Here is a 19988-nt window from a genome sequence, read left to right on the forward strand (position 1 = left end):
CATGGCTGAACTAAATCAAACACAAGAGTCAGAGGCGCTTCAGCCAGCGCCATCCTTGGATGAGTTGGCGGCAGATCCTGAACTGGGTGAAGAGCTATCTGAGCAGGAGCTATCCGGCTTAGTGTTGCCATTTGCCTATGCCAAACGTAATCAGGTGGTCTTAGAGCAGCAACACGACGGCTGGCAGGCACATTTTGCTGGCGTGCTACCGATTGATGTCCTGGCCGAAGTGCGGCGATTTGCTGCCGCGCCAGTGCGTTTCACTCAGCTTGAAGAAGCTGACTTCGAACAGATGTTAACCGCGGTTTATCAGCGTGACTCCAGTGCTGCACAGCAGCTGATGGAAGATATCGGTAGTGAAATGGATCTTTTTTCACTGGCGGATGAGCTGCCGGAAACAGAGGATCTACTTGAGGGCGAAGATGACGCCCCGATCATCAAGCTGATCAACGCCATGCTGTCGGAAGCGATTAAAGAGGGCGCATCGGATATCCATATCGAGACCTTTGAAACCTCGCTGATTATTCGTTTCCGGATTGACGGCGTGTTGAAAGAGGTACTGCGGCCGAACCGTAAATTGGCCAATATTCTGGTTTCCCGCGTGAAGGTTATGTCAAAGCTTGATATTGCCGAGAAACGTGTGCCGCAAGATGGTCGAATTTCACTACGTATTGGTGGTCGTGCTGTTGATGTGCGGGTATCAACCATGCCGTCAAGTCATGGTGAACGCGTGGTGTTGCGATTACTGGATAAGAACGCCGCGCAGTTGGACTTAGAACAGTTGGGAATGACCGAGCGTAATCGCTCCATTTTTCAGGAACTGATCCATCGTCCTCACGGTATTATTCTGGTCACCGGTCCTACTGGCTCAGGTAAAAGTACTACTTTGTATGCCGGTCTCAGTCGCATTAACAGTAAAGACCGCAATATTTTAACGGTAGAAGATCCGGTGGAATTCGATCTGGATGGCATTGGCCAAACTCAGGTCAATCCGAAAGTTGATATGACTTTTGCCCGCGGATTAAGGGCTATCTTACGTCAGGATCCTGATGTGGTGATGATTGGTGAGATCCGTGATTTGGAAACCGCCCAGATCGCCGTACAAGCCAGTTTGACCGGTCACTTGGTTCTCTCCACCTTGCACACTAATACCGCTGCTGGCGCCGTGACCCGTATGGCGGACATGGGCGTGGTTCCGTTCCTATTGAGCTCCAGTTTGTTGGCTGTATTAGCACAGCGCTTAGTGCGTACTTTGTGTAAAGAGTGTAAGCAGCCGCAACAAGCCACTGACGCTGAACTCGAGTTGATGGGCTTACCGCCTACCACAGAGCAGGTCATTTACCATCCGGCTGGGTGTCCTGCGTGCAACAATAATGGCTATCGTGGTCGAACCGGGATACACGAGTTGCTAGTGGTCGATGAGCAAGTGCGCGAATTAATCCACAATGACGCTGGCGAACAACATATTGAAAAGTATGTACGCGAGTCTACTCCCAGTATTCGCCAGGACGGGATTGATAAAGTGCTGCTTGGCCAAACATCGTTAGAAGAGATTCTGCGTGTGACGCGCGAGGAATAATCGGTGGCAGTATTTGAATTTAAAGCGATCGATAAAGCCGGGCGCCAGAAAAAGGGCGTCATGGAGGGAGACAGCGCCCGCCAAGTTCGGCAGATGCTCCGTGACAAGGGACTGATCCCCACCGAACTGGTACACGCAAAGGCCGCCGAAGAGAAACAGAAAAAAGGCGGCTTTGGTTTTAAACGAGGGATTTCTGCGCCGGAGCTGGCGTTAATTACGCGACAAATGGCGACCTTGGTTGCCTCTTCGATGCCCCTGGAAGAGTCGCTCAAAGCGGTGGCTGAGCAGTGCGAAAAAGATCGCCTCTCCACCATGATGATGGCTGTCCGCGGTAAAGTACTGGAAGGGCATACCTTAGCGGAAAGCCTGCAAGAATTTCCCCATGTGTTCGATGATCTGTTTTGTGCCACCGTTGCCGCTGGCGAAAAATCCGGCCATCTGGATACGGTACTTAATCGTTTGGCTGATCATACCGAGCAGCGGCAAGCCACCAACTCAAAACTTATCCAGGCGCTGGTTTATCCGATTGTGCTGACGGTGATCGCCACCGGCGTGATCACCCTGTTATTGGCTGTCGTTGTGCCAAAAATTGTCGCGCAGTTTGAGCATATGGGACAAGGGCTGCCAACCACTACCAAGATCCTTATTGGGGCCAGTGACTTTGTACTTAACTACGGCCTTTACATCTTCGTCGCCGCTATCCTATTGATGATGGGTGTTCAGCGTTTGTTGGCGCAGCCGAAATGGAAGCTTAAGTATCATGGCTGGCAGCTGTTTATGCCGGTGCTGGGTAAGGTGATCCGGGGGATGAATACCGCCCGTTATGCACGTACCTTGGCGATCCTGACAGCGTCGTCGGTGCCGCTGCTGGAAGCTATGCGTATCGCCTCTGATGTATTAACCAATTTACGCATTAAAAATGCCACCCACGATGCTACCGGGCATGTGCGAGAAGGTACCAGCTTGCGGGCGGCATTGACCGATACCAAACTTTTTCCACCAATGATGTTACATATGATTGCATCGGGCGAGCGTTCCGGTGAGTTGGAACAGATGCTGACCCGAGCTGCTGACAACCAGGAACGTGAATTTGACTCCCTGATGACCGTTGCCATGGGCTTGCTAGGCCCTCTGGTGCTGGTGGCTATGGCAGGTGTCGTACTGTTTATCGTGGTTGCTATCTTGCAGCCTATTATTAATTTGAACAATCTCGTTGGCTAACGCCAATTTCCACAGAGGACTTTTTCAAGATGAAAACCTTTTCCAAGAATAACGCCGGCTTTACTTTGCTAGAAGTGATGGTGGTGATCGTGATCCTCGGGATCCTTGCGTCTTTGGTGGTACCCAACCTACTGGGTAACAAAGAGAAGGCGGACCAGCAGAAAGTAGTCAGTGATATCACTGCGCTGGAGCAAACACTGGATATGTACAAGTTGGATAACGCTGTTTATCCAACCACTGAGCAGGGCTTGGAAGCGTTGGTGGAGAAACCGTCCAGTGCACCTGAGCCGCGTAAATACCGCGAAGATGGCTATATCAAGCGTTTGCCTAAAGATCCTTGGGGTAATGAGTATATGTATCAAAGCCCTGGTGAGCGTGGAAAGATCGACCTCTATTCATTGGGTTCTGATGGTGAAGAGGGCGGTGAAGGTACGGCTGCAGATATAGGCAACTGGAACCTGCAGGATCACCAGTAAATTGGCAATAAGAGCTTCAGCTAGCAGACTGGCGGCGCAAGGCTTCACACTGCTTGAAGTGCTGCTGGTGACGGCGTTGATGGCGCTGGTTTCGGTCGGTGTCGTTTTATCGTTGAATCTTGCTGGTCCGCAGGAAACGCTGGAGCAGGAAGCTTCGCGTTTCAGTGCGCTGGTAGAAATGGCGGCCGAACAAGCGTTGATGCGTGGTGAAGAGTACGGCATGCGTGTTGATGACAAGCAGTATCAATTTTACCGCTTGGATGATGAGCAGAAATGGCAGCCGATTGAGGATGACAAGTTGTTTTCAACCCGAACCTGGCCAGACATCGTGACCGCGGAATTGACCTTGGATGACCTGCCTTGGGAGCAGGAAAATAAGCTCACCAAGCAAGGCTCGATGTTTGAAGGGGTGGAGATTGAGCGAGAAGAAGATAAAGACGCCAAACCGCAAATACTAATTTTCTCGAGCGGCGATTTGACTCCGTTCAGCTTGTTATTGTCATTACAGGATGTCAGTGACGACGAAATCGCTTTTTTTCGCGTCAATGGTCATGACACCGGCAATGTCGAACTATTGGGGCCTTTGGATAGACCGTGATTAACAGCCGAGGCATGACATTGCTGGAAGTTTTGGTGGCGCTGGCTATTTTTGCCAGCGCAGCCATCAGCTTGGCGCAAGCCACCACCGGGCATATCAATAGCCTGTTTTATTTAGAACAAAGTTCTATGGCGACTTGGGTAGCGAGCAACCGCATGACAGAGATCGCCTTGGAGAAAGAGTGGCCAAAATTGTCGGTTACTCGCGGTACCATGGAGATGGCCGGTCATACCTGGCATTGGACACAGCAAGGACTGGAAACCCCCGATAAAGAGTTGCGCGGTGTGCGTGTCGAGGTGTTTTATGAGGAGAAGGATAAGTCGCCTCTGGCCAGTGTGGTGACCTATCGGAGTAAATCCTGATGTTGCGGGTGAAAGGGTTTACCTTACTGGAAATGTTGGTAGCTATCTCGGTATTTACCGTGGTGGGTGTCGCTTCCTATACCACGCTGAATAATATCCAGCGCAGCGAGGAGATCTCGCGGGAACGCTCGGCGCAGTTGAAGAAGATGCAGCGGGTGATGACCATTCTAGAGCGGGACCTTATGCAGACCACACGTCGTCAAGTACGTGTTGATGAACGTGAACCGAGCAAGGGGTTCATGTGGGTGGCTGAGTTTTTGCTGGAGAGTGAGTTTGATGGCATGGTGCTGAGCCGACAGGGCTGGCGTAACCCAAACGCCATGTTGCAGCGCAGTACGGTGCAGTCGATTGCGTATCGGGTACAGGAAAATAAGTTACAACGTTTGTATTTCATCTACCCGGATGCAGTCAGTGGCACTGAACCGAAAGAGTCGACCCTTATGGAAGGGGTCAACGGATTTAAAGTCAGTGTTTACGAGGAAGATACCTGGCAGCGGCCTTGGGAAAGTGAAAATATTCCTCATGCTGTTGCCGTTGAGCTAGATATTGAAGGGCTTGGCCTAATTACGCGGAAGTTTTTACTGCCCGGCGATGGTAAGTCCCATCGGCCAACCGCAGGCCCCGATGGCGGTAGCGGCAACAGTGGCCAAGATGACATAGGCGACAGTGACAGTGGTGGCATTCCAGATGAGAAGTAACCACTCACCTCGGCGTCAGCGTGGTGTCGCAATTATTACCGTGATGTTAGTAGTGGCTTTGGCGGTGATCATTGCAGCTAATATGACCCAGCGCTTGAGCCTGCAAATGCGCCGTGCCGAAAACCTAATACATGGTAATCAAGGGCTTTGGTATGCCATTGGCGCTGAACAATTTGCGATGAAGATCCTGATCCAGGGCTTTAAGGATGATAAGGATGTCGTGCACTTGGGCCAAAACTGGGCGCAGGAGGGCAATGAGTTTCCGGTTGAAGGCGGCTCACTGGGCGGGCAAATCATCGATCAGCAGGCATGTTTTAACTTAAACAGCGTCGCTGGTCCAACGCCGGAGAAAGAACTCAAGACCCGGCCGCCCCATAGCCGTATGTTTCAGGAGTTGTTAGAAGGTGTTGGGGTGGATGCATATGAAGCGGAGCAGATAGCGGAAGCGCTGCGTGACTGGCTCGATGCAGACTCAATCGTTTCCTCCAGTGCCGGTGCTGAAGACAGTGAATACGAATCGATGCCTGTGCCCTATCTGGCGGCAAATAGCTTGATGGCACATGCCAGTGAGTTGCGGACGGTTAGAGGCATAACCGCCGAAATTTATGAAAAGGTACGGCCTTACGTTTGTGCTGTACCGGAAAATCCGCTGTTACGTATAAATGTGAATACGATTAAGGCGGAGCAAGCGTTGCTCCTACAAGCGGCACTAACTCCGCGGCTTACATTAAGTGACGCGCAGGATTTAATTAATAACCGGCCAAAAAACGGCTATGAAACTATTGATGAGTTTTGGCGCCAACCTGAAGTCAGTGGTGCCGGCGATGTCACCGCAGCACAGAAGGAATCGCTAACGGTGAACAGTTTCTATTTTTTATTACAGGCAAAAACGGAAGTGGCAGATGTCACTTTTAGACTGGAATCGCTATTGAAGCGTGAGCAGGACAACAAATTGGTTGTGATCCGCCGCCAATTGGGAGGAACCCAGTGAACGAACAACTCGTGATCCGACTAGGCCACGAACATGACGCGCCAGTGCATTGGCTGGTCTGGTCATACAGCAGTTCAGAAGTGATCGCTTCTGGAACGCTCGCTGGTGTTGAGCAGTTGGAAACACTCCATGAACGTGTTGGGGGGCGCAAGCCCGTGGTATTGGTGCCGAGCAGCGAAGTGGGACTACATAATGTGCCATTGCCGCCAAAAGCGGGGCGTGCAGTTATCAAAGCCTTGCCATTTATGCTTGAAGAACAGCTGACACAAGATGTGGACAGTTTGCACTTTGCCTTAGGTGAGCGAAAAGACAATGTTCAGCAGGTCATGGTTGTCAGCCGTTTAAAGATGGCGCAATGGTTGGATTGGCTGCGAGAAGCCAATTTTGAGCCCCAGCGGCTACTGCCTGATCTACTCGCTTTACCATGGCAAGAGGACGGCTGGACAGCTTTGGATATGGAGCAGCAACTGCTGCTGCGTACCGATGAATTTGCCGGCATCGTTGTTGAACATGACAATGCAGAGCTTTACCTGCAGAGCATGATCGCGGCGCGAGAGGAGAGTGAAGAGCCGCAGCTGTTGAACAGCTATCAGCCATGGATCTTTGCTGATATTGATGGCTTACAGATTGAGCGTCAGCCAGAAGAGTTGCCGATGCAACTGCTGGCCGAGCATCTGCCAAGCCATAAGTGGAACTTGTTGCAGGGTGACTTTGAAGCTAAGCGAGAAGTGGACACTCGATGGCTACCCTGGCGCAAGGTTGCCATTGTGGTCGGCGTCTGTTTATTACTTAACATGGTGCTAGATGGCCTGCAGCTGTTAAGGCTAAGTAATCAGACCGCATTGGCGAAGGAACAGACCTTGTCAGTGTTTAAGGTGGTGTTTCCTGAGGTGAAAGCTTCTTCGGTCAGTAAAGCCCGCTCCATTATGAAGCAGAAGCTTGGCGAGCTCGGTGGCAGTGTGTCCACGGATCTCAGCCTATTTAGCATGCTGTCGCAGTTGGAAAAACCCTTCAGTGACGTCGCTAATATGTCCCTTGCATCGCTGAAGTTTGACAGTCGTAGACGAGAGCTGCGGATCCAGGCGGAAGGCAAAGCTTTCGCCGATTTTGAAAAGTTTAAAGCTGCGGCCCCTGATAGTTTTGACATTGAGATCGGTTCGTTAAATAACCAGGATGGCAAAGTCACTGGGTCGGTGACGATAAGAGGTAAGCAATGAATGCACTAAAGACTTATCTTGATGGGCTTGATGTCAGAGAAAAGCAGTTGCTGGCGATGGCGGCTGTTGCCGTCGTTGTCGCTATCTTCTATTGGGGCTTGTGGTCACCATTAAATAATGCCGTTGCTGATGAGCAACAGGCGCTGAGTTCGGCAGAGAGCCGCTTGGCCGAAATGAAACGTGCAGCGGTTGAGGTTGTTAACCTGCGTGCCAGCACAGGTAAGGGAAATGTTCGTAGCGGCTCGTTATCGTCGATTGTTAACCGAACCGCGAAGGCACAGAAAGTCGTTATTGCTCGCATTCAACCTCAGGGGGAAGATCTCCAGGTGTGGATCGATCGCGTTGCTTTTAATGATTTTTTGCGTTGGCTACAGATATTGAAACAACAGTATGGGATTGACGTCGGCAGCCTTGATTTGACGTCAGAGCAGGAAACCGGCGTGGTTCGGATCCGTCGTTTGCAATTAAGAAGGGGATAATGACGTGATTTGGTTACGCCGAGGCATCATTGCTGGTTGCCTGTATTTGGTTTTCTTAATAGCCACCCTTCCCGCAGCATTGCTGGTGAACTGGCTGCCCTTACCTGATGATGTGGTCCTGCAAGGCGTCAGCGGTACCGTCTGGAAAGGCGATGTGGCTGTGGTTAGAGAGCGTCGTATTGTGTTGGAAAAGGTACGCTGGGATTTATCGCCATGGCCGCTGTTGCTGGGGCAAGTGAAAGCCAACGTACAGTTCGGTGATCGTAACTCAGAGATAAATGGCAGAGTCGATCTCGTTGCCGAAACAAGTGGTATCTCAATTTATAACGGCTACTTGGAAGTGCCGGGCAAATTTGTCGATAGTTTGGCGAATCTACCAGGAGGTAGTCGTTTAGATGGCCGTTTCCGCTACGCGATTGATCGTTTCGAACATGGGCTCCCTTGGTGTGAATCCCTGAAAGGAGATATCTACTGGGAAGAAGCGATGTTCAGTAATCGATTGCTGAAGAACCCTGCACCATTGGGTCTATTTCATGTCACATTGAGTTGTGTTGACGGCCAGGTGGTCGGTGTCATTGATGGTAGCCAGAGCCCGCTAAACTTGACGGGTGAATTGAAGTTGCCTGATCGTGAACGTGCCGTTGGGTCACTGCTGATGCAGCCGGATCGAACTTTGCCAAAAGATCTGCGCGAAGGCCTAGAATTCTTGAGCGACAAAACCCCCGAAGGGTTGAAGATAGAGTTCGACACCAAGTTGGGTCTATAGTCGTTAAAAACTGTGCCCCCTTTATCTGGGGGTTGCCCGGATCGCGCTCAGCAGTTGCCGATAGTCTTTGATATTTTGGTAGTTAGGGATCAGCGCGGGTTGCTTCTGACTGTCGGGGTTGGCTACGGCTAACAGGTGGGCTATGCCGTATTTGCGAGCGGCATTTAGCACACTGACACTGTCATCAACGAATAGTGTAGTGGCGCGGTCAAAACCGATTTTTTTCTGCAATGCTTGCCACATCTTTTGCTCCTCTTTTGCTGCACCAAAACTGTGGCTACTCAGCAGTAGGTCCAGATGTTGGTCCAGTTGCGTTTTCTCGACTTTTAGCGAAAGACTGTCAGGGTGGGCATTAGTTAGCAAGATCACGGCTCTGCCAGTTTCTTTTAGCGCGGCAAGAAAGGGCAGGGTATCGGGGCGTAAGCTGATCCTGTTGGCTACTTCGCGCTTCATCGCCACAATATCCATCTGCAAACGTGCCTGCCAATAGTCGAGGCAGTACCACTGCAGTGAGCCGCGCACTTCATGATATGCGTTCAATAGCGTGTTACTCGCTTCTGCCTGAGAGAGCCCTTTCTCTTCAGCGTAGCGCTTTGGTAGGTGCTCTAGCCAAAAGTGATTATCAAAGTGGAGATCCAGTAATGTGCCATCCATATCGAGTAAAACAGTGTCAATCTCTTTCCAATTCAGCATTTTTCTCTTCCGTAGCCCTGTCTGGTACAAAAAATGTTGGCACGATGGCAGTTCGCCGCTAGTGTAATCCTAGCGTCTAAATCTTGATATGAATATCAGCCCTTAATAATGAGTCGGTAATGAGCCAGGAACCTCCGAAAAGGCAAAAACCCAAGGTACTCGCGCGACGCGTCGTCGCCCAAAGTCGCCTATTCACCATTGAAGCGTTGGATCTGGCTTTCTCCAACGGTGCGCGCCGTGAGTATGAAAGGATGCAGGGCAGCGGACGAGGGGCTGTGATGATGATCCCCATATCGGGCGACAACTTAATCCTTGTTCGTGAATATGCTGCCGGAACAGACAGTTATGAGCTAGGCTTTCCCAAAGGTCTGATTGACCCAGGTGAGACGCCGGAACAGGCTGCAGATCGAGAATTGAAAGAAGAGATAGGTTTTGGTTGCCAACAGTTGACCAGGCTCAAGACGTTGACCATGGCCCCCGCTTATTTTGGCAGTCAGATGACTATCTTGTTGGCGCAAGATCTGTATCCAGAGCAGCTACAGGGCGATGAACCTGAGCCGCTGGAACGGGTATATTGGCCGGTCTCGGATATGCTGGGCTTGGTTCAACAGGAAGAGTTTTGTGAAGCTCGCAGTATTGCTGCGGTTTATTTGGCGCATCAATGGCTGCAACAGAAGAGGTAACAATGGAGCCGATTGCACTGCTCAATGATGTACGGGCGATGGCGGTCGAAGCCGGCAATTTGATAGTTGATATCTATCAGCAGGGACGGTTCGAAAAGCTTACTAAACAGGATGAAACGCCGGTAACGACAGCTGATCTGAAAGCTAATGATTTACTTATCAAACGTTTGACGGCTTTAGCCCCTGATATTCCAATCTTATCGGAAGAGGTCACAGACGTTGGTTTTAACAAGCGTTGCCACTGGGACAAGTATTGGCTCATTGATCCTCTAGATGGTACTGGTGAATTTATTGCAGGAAGTGGCGATTTTGCCGTGAACGTCGCACTGATCGTCGGTGGTGTACCCACACTGGGTGTGGTTCATGCGCCGGTATCAGGGATAACCTATTTTGCTACCCGTGGTCATGGCGCTTTTAAGTGTCAAAACGGCGATACTCAGGCAATCAAAGCCACTAAGTTGTCACCGCAGCAGCCTTACTCTTTGCGGGTCGCTGTCAGCCGTCGGCAAAACCTTGAGTTGATCACTGATCGTCTGCACGAGGATGTGCAGGCCGAGTTCATTCCCTTTGGCAGTAGTACACTGAAAAGCTGTATGGTTGCCGAGGGCGTTGCAGACTGTTATCTGCGTATTGGTCCTACCGGAGAGTGGGACACTGGTGCGGCACAATGTGTTGTCGATGAAGCAGGGGGGCGCATTCTCGACCTTGCCCTCAACCCGCTTAGCTACAATGAACGCGAATCGTTGGAGAACCCGAATTTCATTGTCTTGGGGGACGAGTCATTGCCTTGGAGCTGCATGTTAAAGAGTTAACCAGTGACGATCTGACGAGACAAAAAAAACCGCTGATAGTCAGCGGTTTTTTTGATTGAGCAGGTCATCAAAACAGTCGGTTTAAGCCGTTGAGCGCCGCAACACGATAGGCTTCAGCCATCGTCGGGTAGTTGAAGGTGGTACGGACAAAATACTCGATGGTATTTGCGTCACCTTCTTGCTCCATGATTGCCTGACCGATATGCAGGATCTCAGATGCGTTCACACCGAAACAGTGAATGCCAAGGATTTGCTTAGTTTCGCGATGGAAAAGTAACTTCAAACAGCCAACGCCAGCGTTGGCGATCTGTGCGCGAGCCAAGCTAGAGAAGTGTGCCTGACCGATCTCGTATGGGATCTTCGCTGCGGTTAACTCCTGCTCAGTTTTTCCTACTGAACTAATTTCAGGAATGGTGTAGATCCCGGTGGGAATATTTCCTATTAGTTTCGCTTCTGCTTTGCCATCAACGATGGCATCGGCGGCGATCCGGCCCTGGTCGTAGGCGGCACTGGCTAAGCTGGGATAACCGATCACATCACCAACCGCGTAGATATTCTCAACGCTGGTTTGGTAGTGTTCATTCACTTCCAGTTGACCTCGGTGATTGGCTTTGAGGCCAACCTTGTCTAGTTTCAGCGTATCGGTATTACCGGTTCTGCCGTTGGCAAACAGCAAGGCATCAGCTTTTAATCGTTTCCCTGATTCGAAGTTCACCACCACACCATGATCTTCACCGACAACACTGGCGTAGGTTTCGTTGTGACGGATCATCACACCGGAGGAGCGCAAGTGATAGCTCAGTGCGTCGGAGATCTCAACATCAAGAAAAGAGAGTAACCGTTCGCGGCTATCGATCAGAGTTACTTTACAGTCCAGTCCGCGGAAGATGGATGCGTATTCACAGCCGATCACGCCTGCCCCATAAATGATGATATGCCGTGGGTGGTGGGTGAGATTTAAAATAGTGTCGCTGTCGTAGACCCGTGGGTGAGAAAAATCGATATCAGCGGGGCGATAGGGGCGAGAGCCCGGGGCCAACAGAAGTTTGTCAGCCGTGATTGTTTCGGTACCGCCCTCAACAACCACCTTAACAGTATTGCGATCAACCAACTCGGCGCAGCCATGGATCACATCAACATCATTGCGGTTGTAAAACCCGGCACGCATTCGGGTCTGCTTGGTGACGACAGACGCCGCTTGCTTCAAAATCTGATCAAAGGTCCAGGCGCGCGGCTTATGGAAACCTTCGACAAACAGTGGACTGTTATTGAAATCGATCAGGCGGGAAACCGAGTGGCGTAGTGCTTTTGACGGGATCGTTCCCCAATGGGTGCAGCCCCCACCGACATCTTGATGGCGCTCAACAACGGCGACTCGCTGGCCGCGTTTGCTTAAGTTCATCGCAGCACCTTCACCTCCCGGACCTGAGCCGATGATGATCGCATCGTAGTGGTTGTTTTCAATTTCTTCACAGGGTGTCGTAGGAGAGGCTTTTTGTTTTGTCACAGCGAGTATGCTTCTTATTGGCCGCAGAGAACGCCTATGTTACCGATCCCTGCAGGCCGACTAAAGTGCAAACAGCATAAAAAGCGCCCAAATGACGGAAACTCACGACAACGAGCGCTAATTTGTGGCCAATATCGGCTAATTTACTGACACTAGGGGCTGACTATTATCTGCAGCCAGTAACCGGCCAATTGCTTGTGCTGGCATATGATGTTGCGCCAATACGGCTGCAACCGCGTCACTTTGCTCCTGCGTTACCGCAATTAGCAGGCCACCACTGGTTTGTGGATCGCAGAGTAGCTGCCGCTGCAGTTCGGTTAATCGCGTGGCTTTATCACCATAGCTGGCGAAGTTACGCTCGGTACCGCCGGGAACACAGCCTTGACTGCGATAGAACTCTACCTGTGCCAGTAGTGGTACCTGGGCAAGCTCGATCTCCGCACGTACGCCGCTGCCTTCGCAGATCTCAATTAGGTGACCTAGCAGGCCAAATCCCGTGATATCGGTCATTGCGGTGACACCGTCCATCTGCGCTAACTGATAGCCTAAGCTGTTGAGTTGGCACATGGCATCAATGGCGATCAACTCATCTTCGCTACGCAGCTTTTTCTGTTTTTGGGCAGTAGTGAGAATACCGATACCCAAAGGTTTAGTAAGAAACAGTTGGCAATCGGCAGTGGCCTGATCATTGCGCTGTAGTTGGCTTAGTGGCACCTCGCCGGTGACAGCTAAACCAAAAATAGGCTCTGGGGCATCAATGCTGTGACCGCCTGCAAGCAATATTCCTGCATCAGCACAGGCTTGACGCCCACCATCAACGACTTGGGCGGCAACCTCTGGCGGCAATTTCGCCGTCGGCCAGCCAAGAATAGCGATCGCCATTAGCGGTTTGCCACCCATGGCGTAGACGTCGCTGATGGCATTAGTGGCTGCAATACGGCCGAAGGTAAAGGGATCATCGACTATCGGCATAAAAAAATCAGTGGTACTGATAACGCCGCGGCCGTCGCCTAAATCATAAACGGCGGCATCGTCTTTGCTCTGATTGCCGACTAATAGCTTAGGATCAGACGGCAGGGCAAGCTGACTGTGGAGAATGGTGTCTAATACCGCCGGGGAGATCTTGCAGCCGCAACCTGCGCCGTGGCTGTATTCGGTGAGTTTAATCGATTCCATCAAACGTATGCCTAGTTATCACAATCGGTTAAGGATAACGGTGCGCGGATTGATGACAAGTGCGGAAATCAACTATTACTGATTTCCGCACTTGTTTAGTTAGGCATACTGGGCAGTGAGTTGGCGCCACTGTTTATGTTGGGCCAACCAGCGTTGTTGTAGCTCTCGACACTGTGTCACTAGTTCACTTTGCTCATAGCGTTTCAGCATGCGTCGCTTCTTTAGGTCAAGTAAACGCTTACGAGTACTGTAGAAGGCGTTCAGCTTAGCCAGCAACTCTTCATACTCCGCTTGAGTTTTAGCAATCAATTGCTCGGTATTACTACGCCCTTGTAATCGGCTTTGCAGGCGTTGTAGCTGCATATGATAACGTGCCGCTTGGATCCGCTCTTCCGGGCTTTTTTTCAATTTACGGGTTAAACCAAGCCAACTGCAGCTTTTGATTAACCATTTGGTGGGATCAAATTGCCACCAACGAATGCCATTCCGGTAATCGTATTCAAACAGATGATGAAAATTATGATAGCCTTCGCCATAGGTTAAAAAGGCGAGAAAACCGTTATCGCGCGCACTGTTCTTATCGGTGTAGGTTTGCTTGCCCCAGATATGCGCCAATGAGTTGATAAAGAAAGTGAAATGGTGGCTAAGTACCAGTCGCAGTAACCCACACATCAGGAAAGCGCCGATCACGTCACCACTAAACAGACCAAAGATGACTGGAATACCGATATTGGTGGCGAGCACTAGGCGGAGGTAATACTTGTGTTGCCACATCACGACCTTATCGCGGGTGAGATCACGAACATTACGGTAGTCGTCATAACTGTCGCCTTGATACTCGCGCAACATCCAGCCGATATGGCTGTACCAGAAGCCGCGTCCGGCGGAGTAGGGATCTTTCTCATTATTGTCGACATGGCGATGATGCACCCGATGATCAGAGCTCCAGTGCAGGGCACTGTTTTGTAGAGCAAATGCGCCACCAATAGCGAATATTACTTTCAGGACAGGGTGCGCTTCGTAGGTCTTGTGTGACCATAAGCGGTGATAACCCGCCGTGATAGATATTCCTGAATAGCCAAGTAGTAAAATACAGCCGACCACTTCCGCGAGGCCGAAGCCGTGATAAACACCCCAAGCTGGAACTAGGATCAAAGCTCCCAGTAGAGTTAAAGAAAATAGCAGGATATTAGTCCATATCAGTGGTGGTTTAGGTGAAACTGACATTATTGGGTACTCATGTTTATTTTCAGCGTACAGTTGTACGCTGATTCTATCTCGCCTGTTCCCTAATGCAACCATTCTTATATGATCCTGCCTTGGGTATGATGGGGATGAAGATGGCAGTGTAAATTGACAAACAAGGGGCGTTCGTGGGCGTTCGGGCAGAACAAAAGTTAAAAACAAGACAGGCACTAGTTGATTCGGCCTTGTCACAACTCAGTGCGGAAGTAAGCTTTGCCAGCCTGAGTCTGCGTGAAGTATCACGGGAGGCCGGTATCGCTCCCACCTCTTTTTATCGCCACTTCCGGGATATGGATGAGCTCGGTTTAACCTTAGTGGATAGCGCAGGTTTGACCCTGCGACAGCTGATGCGTCAGGCACGGCAGCGGATTAAGGATGGCGGCTCGGTGATCAGAACCTCTGTGGAAACTTTCATGGAGTTTGTCACTGAGAACCCCAATGTTTTCCGTTTGTTACTGCGTGAACGTTCCGGCACTTCGGCCTCTTTTCGGGCCGCGGTAGCACGCGAGATCCAGCATTTTATTGAAGAGCTGGCGCACTATCTGATGTTGCAGGTGGGAGGGCGTTCGGCGGATGTCAATGTGCAGGCTGAGGCGATGGTTACTCTGGTGTTTAGTGCCGGTGCGGATGCACTTGATCTGCCTAAAGATCAGTTACCTGTGCTGACCGAGCGTGTGATAAAACAGTTGAAACTGGTTGCCCGTGGGGCAGCCAGTTTCAGATCGGATGAGATCGAGTAACCTGCTTATTGGCGGCGAGTGAGTAGAACGCCAGCTTCGCAATGGTGGGTGTAAGGAAATTGATCAAATAATGCGAAACGGCTGATCTCGTGGGTTTCGATTAACTGCTCCAGGTTTTCCGCTAAGGTTTCTGGGTTACAGGAGATATACAGAATATTGTCGTAGCCCCGTACTAGATTGACCGTCTCTGGATCTAGGCCTGAACGGGGGGGATCGACAAAAATGGTATTACATTCGTAGCTACTGAGGTCGACACCCGCCAAACGATTAAATTTTCGTCCAGCCATCGCCTCGGTGAACTCTTCACTAGACATGCGGATCACGGTGACATTATCGACCTGATTCAACTTCATATTCAATTGTGCGGATGCCACTGAAGGTTTGGCTATCTCGGTAGCCAGCACTTTACGGAAGTTCTGTGCCAGAGGCAGAGTGAAGTTGCCATTACCACAGTAGAGTTCGAGCAGGTCCCCTGACATCTCTTTGGTGGTATCGACCGCCCAATTAAGCATCTTTTCACAGACCCCTGCATTGGGTTGAGTGAAACTGTTTTCTATCTGTTGGTAGTGAAACGGCTTATCGCCGACAGTGAGCGTTTCCATCACATAGTCACGGGCTAAGACGATTTTTTGTTTGCGTGCGCGGCCGATAAGTTCAACTTTGCCATGGTGCTGTAGGGTTTGCTGTAACTGTGTTGCCGCCGCTTCCCATTCAGTGTCTAACTGACGGTGATAAAGCAGGGAGATGGTCGCTTCACCGGTTTGAGATGAGAGAAAGTCTACCTGAAATAGTTTCCGGCGGAGTATCGGTTGCCCTTTGATCTCGTTTAGCAATGCGGTCATCAGCTCATTAATAAGTTGAGACGCTTGCGGAAAGCTTGTCACTTTGTAGTGATTACGGGTGCCCTTATCAAACATGATGTAGTCAAGATCGTCCCCATCATGCCAGACCCGAAATTCAGCGCGCATCCGATAGTGACTAGGCGCTGAAGCAAATAGTTCCAATGTGGGTGGCGAAAAGCGGTTAAAGGTCTCTGTTAACCAACGACTTTTGTCCGCTAGCTGGGCATCGTATTCGGATCGGGAAAAGGATAACTCAGCCATTGGCTACTCCATTGGTCACTGCCGTTTTGACAGCGAAGCTCTCTGATAGGGGGCGCAAATTTTAGGCAAACTGGCGGCAGAGTCAAAAAAACCTGCATTAGAGCTTAGATGAGCAAAATTAAAATGGTCAAAAAACAGTCAAGTTTAATCTTGCTGAGCCGATAGAGAGTTCAGAGGCGATTAGGAGGTACGCATATCGATAGAATAAACGGATAGGACCTCATTATGTTTCAGTTCAATCAACAACTCTTCAGCAACTTATCTACAAATCGTGATCAGCTGAGTTATCAGCAGAACTATTCCGCAACAGCTTCTACTCAACCGACTCGCCCCCTGGCTAGTTTACCATCAGCGCAGCCATTGCCAGCTGCCGTTGCTCAGTCTCCACTAGTTGAGCCGCAGGCTAAAGCTGCGCGCGTTGATAAAGCGCTAAGTCAATCTTTAAGTGAGCGCTTTCCGGCGGTTGCGACGGAACCCGCCTCCGCTTATGCCACTGAAAGTTCGAAGAAACTACAAGCACTAACCGCCAAGCTGTACCAAGCGCAATCAGACGGTGCCAGTAGGAAAGAGCTAAGGGCAGAATACCGTGAGTTACGCCGGGATGTCCGTTCGGCCTTTAAAGAAGCGAGAAGCGATCTAAAAGAGAGCGGTTTGTTCGATCGCGATATGCGCCATACCTTGCAGGGTGAATGGAAAGCATTTTCTGGTTCGCTTAAGCAGTTTCGACAAGCATTGAATGAACCGGTGCAACCCACTGCTCCCCAAGCGCCTGTGCAAATGCAAACGGTGAGCTATCAAACTGCCAGCTTTAATATGAGCAGTAACGGTAGTGAAGTGAATATGAGCTTCAGTAGTCAGCAGTATTTCAGCCAGACCAATGTCGGCAATAATCAACCACAGCAATCAGCTTTGGAAAGCAAAGAGATAGCGCCAACGCCATCCCTAGTTTCTGAGTCTCAGCCTGAAGCTGTTGCAGTCGCAGAGCGCCCCACAGGGAATCAAGAAGAGGCAGCTGTAGCCGTTCTTCCGCAAGCAGAAGTTGACACCAGTGCAGAGACTTCAACCTCTAGTCAGCCCCTCTCACCCTTATCTATGTTGCAGCAGTTTTTGCAGAGCTTACCTGGAGCGGTTGGTGTAGGCAGCTATAGCATGATGGCCAGCAGTCAGTTCTCCTTCTCTGCATCAATGAATATGCAGTCTGGCAATGGCCAGTTTCAGGCAAGTTATAGCTATAGTGGCAGCGCTCAATTCTATTACGCGGTGAATGGCACTGAGAGCAGCCAGCAGACTGGCGAGGTTGCAGGGTTGGTTGGGGATCTATCCGAGCTGGCAGATCAATATCAAAGTGGTGCGATAGAAGCCGCAGTGGCCAGCGCAACAAACGCTTCGCAAGAGGATAACGATACCTATAGTCCGGGTACAGGATTCGCACAACAAAATTCCGCTGCCTCTGAGGTCGTTGACTATAAAGCGCGGCTATTGCAAGTCGAGGAGGGGTTCAAGCAGCAGTTCTCTCAACAGCGTGCCATGTATGAAGTGTCGGAGCTTATCTTTGCCCAGCTGAATGGTCAGCAGAGCTCAAACCAAACGCAGCTACAAGTAGAGAAGTTTGAGCAGTTTAACCAGTCTGTTCGGTTTAACTAGTTTGTACGTGCGCCAACGCGCAGGTTCGGGCCCCGAGTATTAAAGGTTACTTTTATTCTCTTCAGTCTGGTTTTACCATGAGACCCCACATATCAATGTGGGGTTTTCTTTTTACAGCCTCTGGTCACGATAAGCGATGTCACTGAGACAACCAATATTAGTATTTGATTCTGGCGTGGGTGGATTGTCAGTTTGGCAAGCGATCCGTTTGGCTTACCCAGAACTAACCTGTCACTACTTGATGGATAATGAAGGGCAGCCTTATGGTGAGCTTGACGATTCGACGCTGATCCGACGAGCATGTGACCTGATTATGCAGGTGGTTGCGCAGGTTAATCCCGCTTTAGTCGTAGTGGCGTGCAACTCAGCCAGCACTTTAGTGTTGCCAACGCTGCGGAAGCAACTTGACCTGCCCGTTGTTGGTGTCGTGCCAGCGATTAAGCCTGCCGCTTTTCAGAGTAGCAATAAGCATATCGGTATACTGGCAACGCCTGGCACCGTGGCTCGAGCCTATACACAGGCGTTGATCGACGAATTCGCCGCAGATTGTCGTATCTCGCGGATTGGAAACAGTGAATTGGTGGGGATGGCTGAGGACAAGTTAGCCGGAAGAGCTGTGAATTTACCACGGCTAGCGGAGATCCTTGCGCCATGGTCGCAAGGTGATGGTCCAGATACCATTGTTCTTGGTTGTACCCATTTTCCGCTGCTGGCAACAGAAATCATCGAATGCTTGCCTGCAGCCCATTGCATTGATAGCGGTGAAGCGATCGCTAGACGCGTGACAAATTTGTTGCTACCGGCGGCGAACACAGCAAAGTTGGATGTCAAAGAGAGGACGTTATGGGTGACGAAACAAGATCAGCGTCTAGCTCAGCAATGGTCATCTTTCTTATTGGCTGGTTTGACACAAATACAGGTAATAAAAAGCCGGCTAACTTAGCCGGCTTTTGTGTACCTAATATCGATTAGGTATCTTCGTCTTTACGTTCCTTAGCTTCACGTACTTTCAACGTTCGCTGTTGGAACTCATTGTCATTCAGCGCGGTCACCGCTTTACTTGCATCCGCTTGGCTCATCTCGACAAAACCATAACCTTTACGACGGCCAGTTTGACGATCTTTCATTAGGCGTACCGAAAACACTTTGCCGTACTTCTCAAATAATTCGCGCACGGCGGCTTCATTCGCACGGTAGGGAAGATTTCCCACGTAAAGGGTTTTAACTTCACCTGGCTCGACATGATGGTCTTCATCGTCTTCTTCATCATCAATGTCATCAGCGCTATGGCTTGGCAAAAACAATGGAACAACAACGCCACCAATGACAAGGCCAGCGGCAAACAAAACACTGCCACTGATTTGAATATTTAGAAACTGTACTGCGAGATATCCTAATAAGGCCAATGCGGCACTAAAGAGGAGAGACTTGATAAAATTAACTGCATTCATTGCATTTGTACTCAATGTTGTAATAACTAAACGTTTGAAGGCAAAAAGTAAGATTTTTGATACTAACGGGCTTTCTGACTATCAACCAGCTTTGCCCTACATTAACTGCTGCTGTTGTTACAAAATTTAAACATGGCTCTCATTTTTGCTGGTTTGCACAAGAACTGACCACTTGAACTAGATCACATAAAAAAAGCGTTGACGGTAGGATTAAGGTGCCTATAATGCCGCCTCACTCGCTCAGGGCGAGGCAGGGGGAAGAAACGAACGGTTTAAGTTTTTATCTTTCTTCTGGTCACTTAGTAAAAAAGATGTTTTTACTGGGTTGACAGCGGGGCTCAGAAGCGTAGAATGCGCAGCCCTTGCCGCGGACAACGAATGAGTTGACCGGGCAGCCAAGCTAAGGTTTGGCGAGATGCAACAGCATCGTTCTTTAACAATTTGGTCAGACAATCTGTGTGGGCGCTCACGGGTGTTGAAGTAATCAAAGATTATTCAACGAAACGTAAGCGACCATGTAGAAATACATGTAAGTAATAAGTTGAGT

At 50.2% G+C, this 19988-nt stretch carries 21 protein-coding genes; 15 read left to right on the forward strand and 6 right to left on the reverse strand.

Annotated features, from left to right (window positions below):
• The first annotated feature begins 1 nt into the window (after position 1).
• Genes gspE through DU002_RS07490 form a run of 10 tightly spaced genes read left to right on the forward strand, consistent with a single transcriptional unit; the run spans position 2 to position 8387 of the window.
• Entirely contained in the window at positions 2–1579 is a 1578-nt protein-coding gene (gene gspE, locus DU002_RS07445) for a type II secretion system ATPase GspE (protein ID WP_114337733.1), read from the forward strand.
• Between the two features lie 3 nt (positions 1580–1582).
• Entirely contained in the window at positions 1583–2800 is a 1218-nt protein-coding gene (gene gspF / locus DU002_RS07450; protein ID WP_114337734.1) for a type II secretion system inner membrane protein GspF, read from the forward strand.
• A gap of 29 nt (positions 2801–2829) precedes the next feature.
• Positions 2830–3276, forward strand: coding sequence for a type II secretion system major pseudopilin GspG (gene gspG, locus DU002_RS07455; RefSeq protein ID WP_114337735.1), 447 nt, complete (start codon positions 2830–2832; stop codon positions 3274–3276).
• 1 nt (position 3277) lies between these two features.
• Entirely contained in the window at positions 3278–3874 is a 597-nt protein-coding gene (gene gspH / locus DU002_RS07460) for a type II secretion system minor pseudopilin GspH (protein WP_114337736.1), read from the forward strand.
• The gene (gspI, locus tag DU002_RS07465) at positions 3871–4236 is read left to right on the forward strand and encodes a type II secretion system minor pseudopilin GspI (protein ID WP_114337737.1); all 366 of its coding nucleotides are present in this window, start codon (positions 3871–3873) and stop codon (positions 4234–4236) included. The genes gspH and gspI overlap by 4 nt, the downstream gene beginning before the upstream one ends.
• Positions 4236–4934 (forward strand): type II secretion system minor pseudopilin GspJ, encoded by a 699-nt coding sequence (gene gspJ, locus DU002_RS07470; protein WP_114337738.1) that lies wholly within the window; start codon positions 4236–4238, stop codon positions 4932–4934. Before gspI ends, gspJ begins: the two co-directional genes overlap by 1 nt.
• Positions 4924–5925: a type II secretion system minor pseudopilin GspK gene (gene gspK, locus DU002_RS07475; protein ID WP_114337739.1), complete on the forward strand. Its 1002-nt coding sequence runs from the start codon at positions 4924–4926 to the stop codon at positions 5923–5925. Before gspJ ends, gspK begins: the two co-directional genes overlap by 11 nt.
• Entirely contained in the window at positions 5922–7142 is a 1221-nt protein-coding gene (gene gspL, locus DU002_RS07480) for a type II secretion system protein GspL (protein WP_158537995.1), read from the forward strand. The genes gspK and gspL overlap by 4 nt, the downstream gene beginning before the upstream one ends.
• The gene (gene gspM, locus DU002_RS07485; protein ID WP_114337741.1) at positions 7139–7621 is read left to right on the forward strand and encodes a type II secretion system protein GspM; all 483 of its coding nucleotides are present in this window, start codon (positions 7139–7141) and stop codon (positions 7619–7621) included. The genes gspL and gspM overlap by 4 nt, the downstream gene beginning before the upstream one ends.
• A 4-nt stretch (positions 7622–7625) precedes the next feature.
• Positions 7626–8387, forward strand: coding sequence for a type II secretion system protein N (locus tag DU002_RS07490; RefSeq protein WP_114337742.1), 762 nt, complete (start codon positions 7626–7628; stop codon positions 8385–8387).
• Between the two features lie 21 nt (positions 8388–8408).
• On the opposite strand, the gene yrfG is transcribed toward DU002_RS07490, so the two are convergent.
• Positions 8409–9080, reverse strand: a complete 672-nt coding sequence (yrfG, locus tag DU002_RS07495) for a GMP/IMP nucleotidase (protein ID WP_114337743.1) — start codon at positions 9078–9080, stop codon at positions 8409–8411.
• 119 nt (positions 9081–9199) lie between these two features.
• Between yrfG and nudE the strand changes: the two genes are divergently transcribed.
• Positions 9200–9763 carry an ADP compounds hydrolase NudE gene (nudE, locus tag DU002_RS07500; RefSeq protein WP_114337744.1) on the forward strand — a complete coding sequence of 188 codons (564 nt, stop codon included), beginning with the start codon at positions 9200–9202 and terminating at the stop codon, positions 9761–9763.
• A gap of 2 nt (positions 9764–9765) precedes the next feature.
• Positions 9766–10575, forward strand: a complete 810-nt coding sequence (cysQ, locus tag DU002_RS07505) for a 3'(2'),5'-bisphosphate nucleotidase CysQ (RefSeq protein ID WP_114337745.1) — start codon at positions 9766–9768, stop codon at positions 10573–10575.
• Between the two features lie 67 nt (positions 10576–10642).
• Here the strand turns inward: cysQ and sthA are convergent, their stop codons facing one another.
• From sthA to DU002_RS07520, 3 genes are all read right to left on the reverse strand, one after another.
• The gene (gene sthA, locus DU002_RS07510; RefSeq protein WP_199405190.1) at positions 10643–12082 is read right to left on the reverse strand and encodes a Si-specific NAD(P)(+) transhydrogenase; all 1440 of its coding nucleotides are present in this window, start codon (positions 12080–12082) and stop codon (positions 10643–10645) included.
• A gap of 138 nt (positions 12083–12220) precedes the next feature.
• Positions 12221–13261 (reverse strand): selenide, water dikinase SelD, encoded by a 1041-nt coding sequence (selD, locus tag DU002_RS07515; RefSeq protein WP_165569659.1) that lies wholly within the window; start codon positions 13259–13261, stop codon positions 12221–12223.
• A 96-nt stretch (positions 13262–13357) separates the two neighbouring features.
• On the reverse strand, positions 13358–14485 hold the full coding sequence (locus DU002_RS07520; RefSeq protein WP_114337747.1) for an acyl-CoA desaturase: 1128 nt from the start codon (positions 14483–14485) through the stop codon (positions 13358–13360).
• 146 nt (positions 14486–14631) lie between these two features.
• Between DU002_RS07520 and fabR the strand changes: the two genes are divergently transcribed.
• Positions 14632–15243 (forward strand): HTH-type transcriptional repressor FabR, encoded by a 612-nt coding sequence (fabR, locus tag DU002_RS07525; RefSeq protein ID WP_114337748.1) that lies wholly within the window; start codon positions 14632–14634, stop codon positions 15241–15243.
• A 5-nt stretch (positions 15244–15248) separates the two neighbouring features.
• On the opposite strand, the gene trmA is transcribed toward fabR, so the two are convergent.
• Positions 15249–16346, reverse strand: coding sequence for a tRNA (uridine(54)-C5)-methyltransferase TrmA (gene trmA / locus DU002_RS07530; RefSeq protein ID WP_114337749.1), 1098 nt, complete (start codon positions 16344–16346; stop codon positions 15249–15251).
• A gap of 225 nt (positions 16347–16571) precedes the next feature.
• Between trmA and DU002_RS07535 the strand changes: the two genes are divergently transcribed.
• Together DU002_RS07535 and murI are read left to right on the forward strand one after the other, a co-directional pair.
• Positions 16572–17990 carry a hypothetical protein gene (locus DU002_RS07535; protein ID WP_114337750.1) on the forward strand — a complete coding sequence of 473 codons (1419 nt, stop codon included), beginning with the start codon at positions 16572–16574 and terminating at the stop codon, positions 17988–17990.
• A gap of 136 nt (positions 17991–18126) precedes the next feature.
• A complete protein-coding gene (gene murI / locus DU002_RS07540) occupies positions 18127–18933 on the forward strand; it encodes a glutamate racemase (RefSeq protein WP_114337751.1) in 807 nt (268 codons plus the stop codon).
• A gap of 25 nt (positions 18934–18958) precedes the next feature.
• On the opposite strand, the gene DU002_RS07545 is transcribed toward murI, so the two are convergent.
• Positions 18959–19441: an RNA recognition motif domain-containing protein gene (locus DU002_RS07545; protein ID WP_114337752.1), complete on the reverse strand. Its 483-nt coding sequence runs from the start codon at positions 19439–19441 to the stop codon at positions 18959–18961.
• Between the last annotated feature and the right edge of the window lie 547 nt (positions 19442–19988).

Origin of the sequence: Corallincola holothuriorum (assembly GCF_003336225.1) — a bacterium.
Classification (GTDB): Bacteria; Pseudomonadota; Gammaproteobacteria; order Enterobacterales; family Neiellaceae; genus Corallincola; species Corallincola holothuriorum.

Coding starts and splice junctions, on each gene's coding strand:
- gspE (WP_114337733.1), top strand. CDS start 2: ATGGCTGAACTAAATCAAACACAAGAGTCAGAGGCGCTTCAGCCAGCG.
- gspG (WP_114337735.1), top strand. CDS start 2,830: ATGAAAACCTTTTCCAAGAATAACGCCGGCTTTACTTTGCTAGAAGTG.
- gspJ (WP_114337738.1), top strand. CDS start 4,236: ATGTTGCGGGTGAAAGGGTTTACCTTACTGGAAATGTTGGTAGCTATC.
- gspK (WP_114337739.1), top strand. CDS start 4,924: ATGAGAAGTAACCACTCACCTCGGCGTCAGCGTGGTGTCGCAATTATT.
- gspM (WP_114337741.1), top strand. CDS start 7,139: ATGAATGCACTAAAGACTTATCTTGATGGGCTTGATGTCAGAGAAAAG.
- yrfG (WP_114337743.1), bottom strand. CDS start 9,080: ATGCTGAATTGGAAAGAGATTGACACTGTTTTACTCGATATGGATGGC.
- nudE (WP_114337744.1), top strand. CDS start 9,200: ATGAGCCAGGAACCTCCGAAAAGGCAAAAACCCAAGGTACTCGCGCGA.
- cysQ (WP_114337745.1), top strand. CDS start 9,766: ATGGAGCCGATTGCACTGCTCAATGATGTACGGGCGATGGCGGTCGAA.
- DU002_RS07520 (WP_114337747.1), bottom strand. CDS start 14,485: ATGTCAGTTTCACCTAAACCACCACTGATATGGACTAATATCCTGCTA.
- trmA (WP_114337749.1), bottom strand. CDS start 16,346: ATGGCTGAGTTATCCTTTTCCCGATCCGAATACGATGCCCAGCTAGCG.
- DU002_RS07535 (WP_114337750.1), top strand. CDS start 16,572: ATGTTTCAGTTCAATCAACAACTCTTCAGCAACTTATCTACAAATCGT.
- murI (WP_114337751.1), top strand. CDS start 18,127: ATGTCACTGAGACAACCAATATTAGTATTTGATTCTGGCGTGGGTGGA.
- DU002_RS07545 (WP_114337752.1), bottom strand. CDS start 19,441: ATGAATGCAGTTAATTTTATCAAGTCTCTCCTCTTTAGTGCCGCATTG.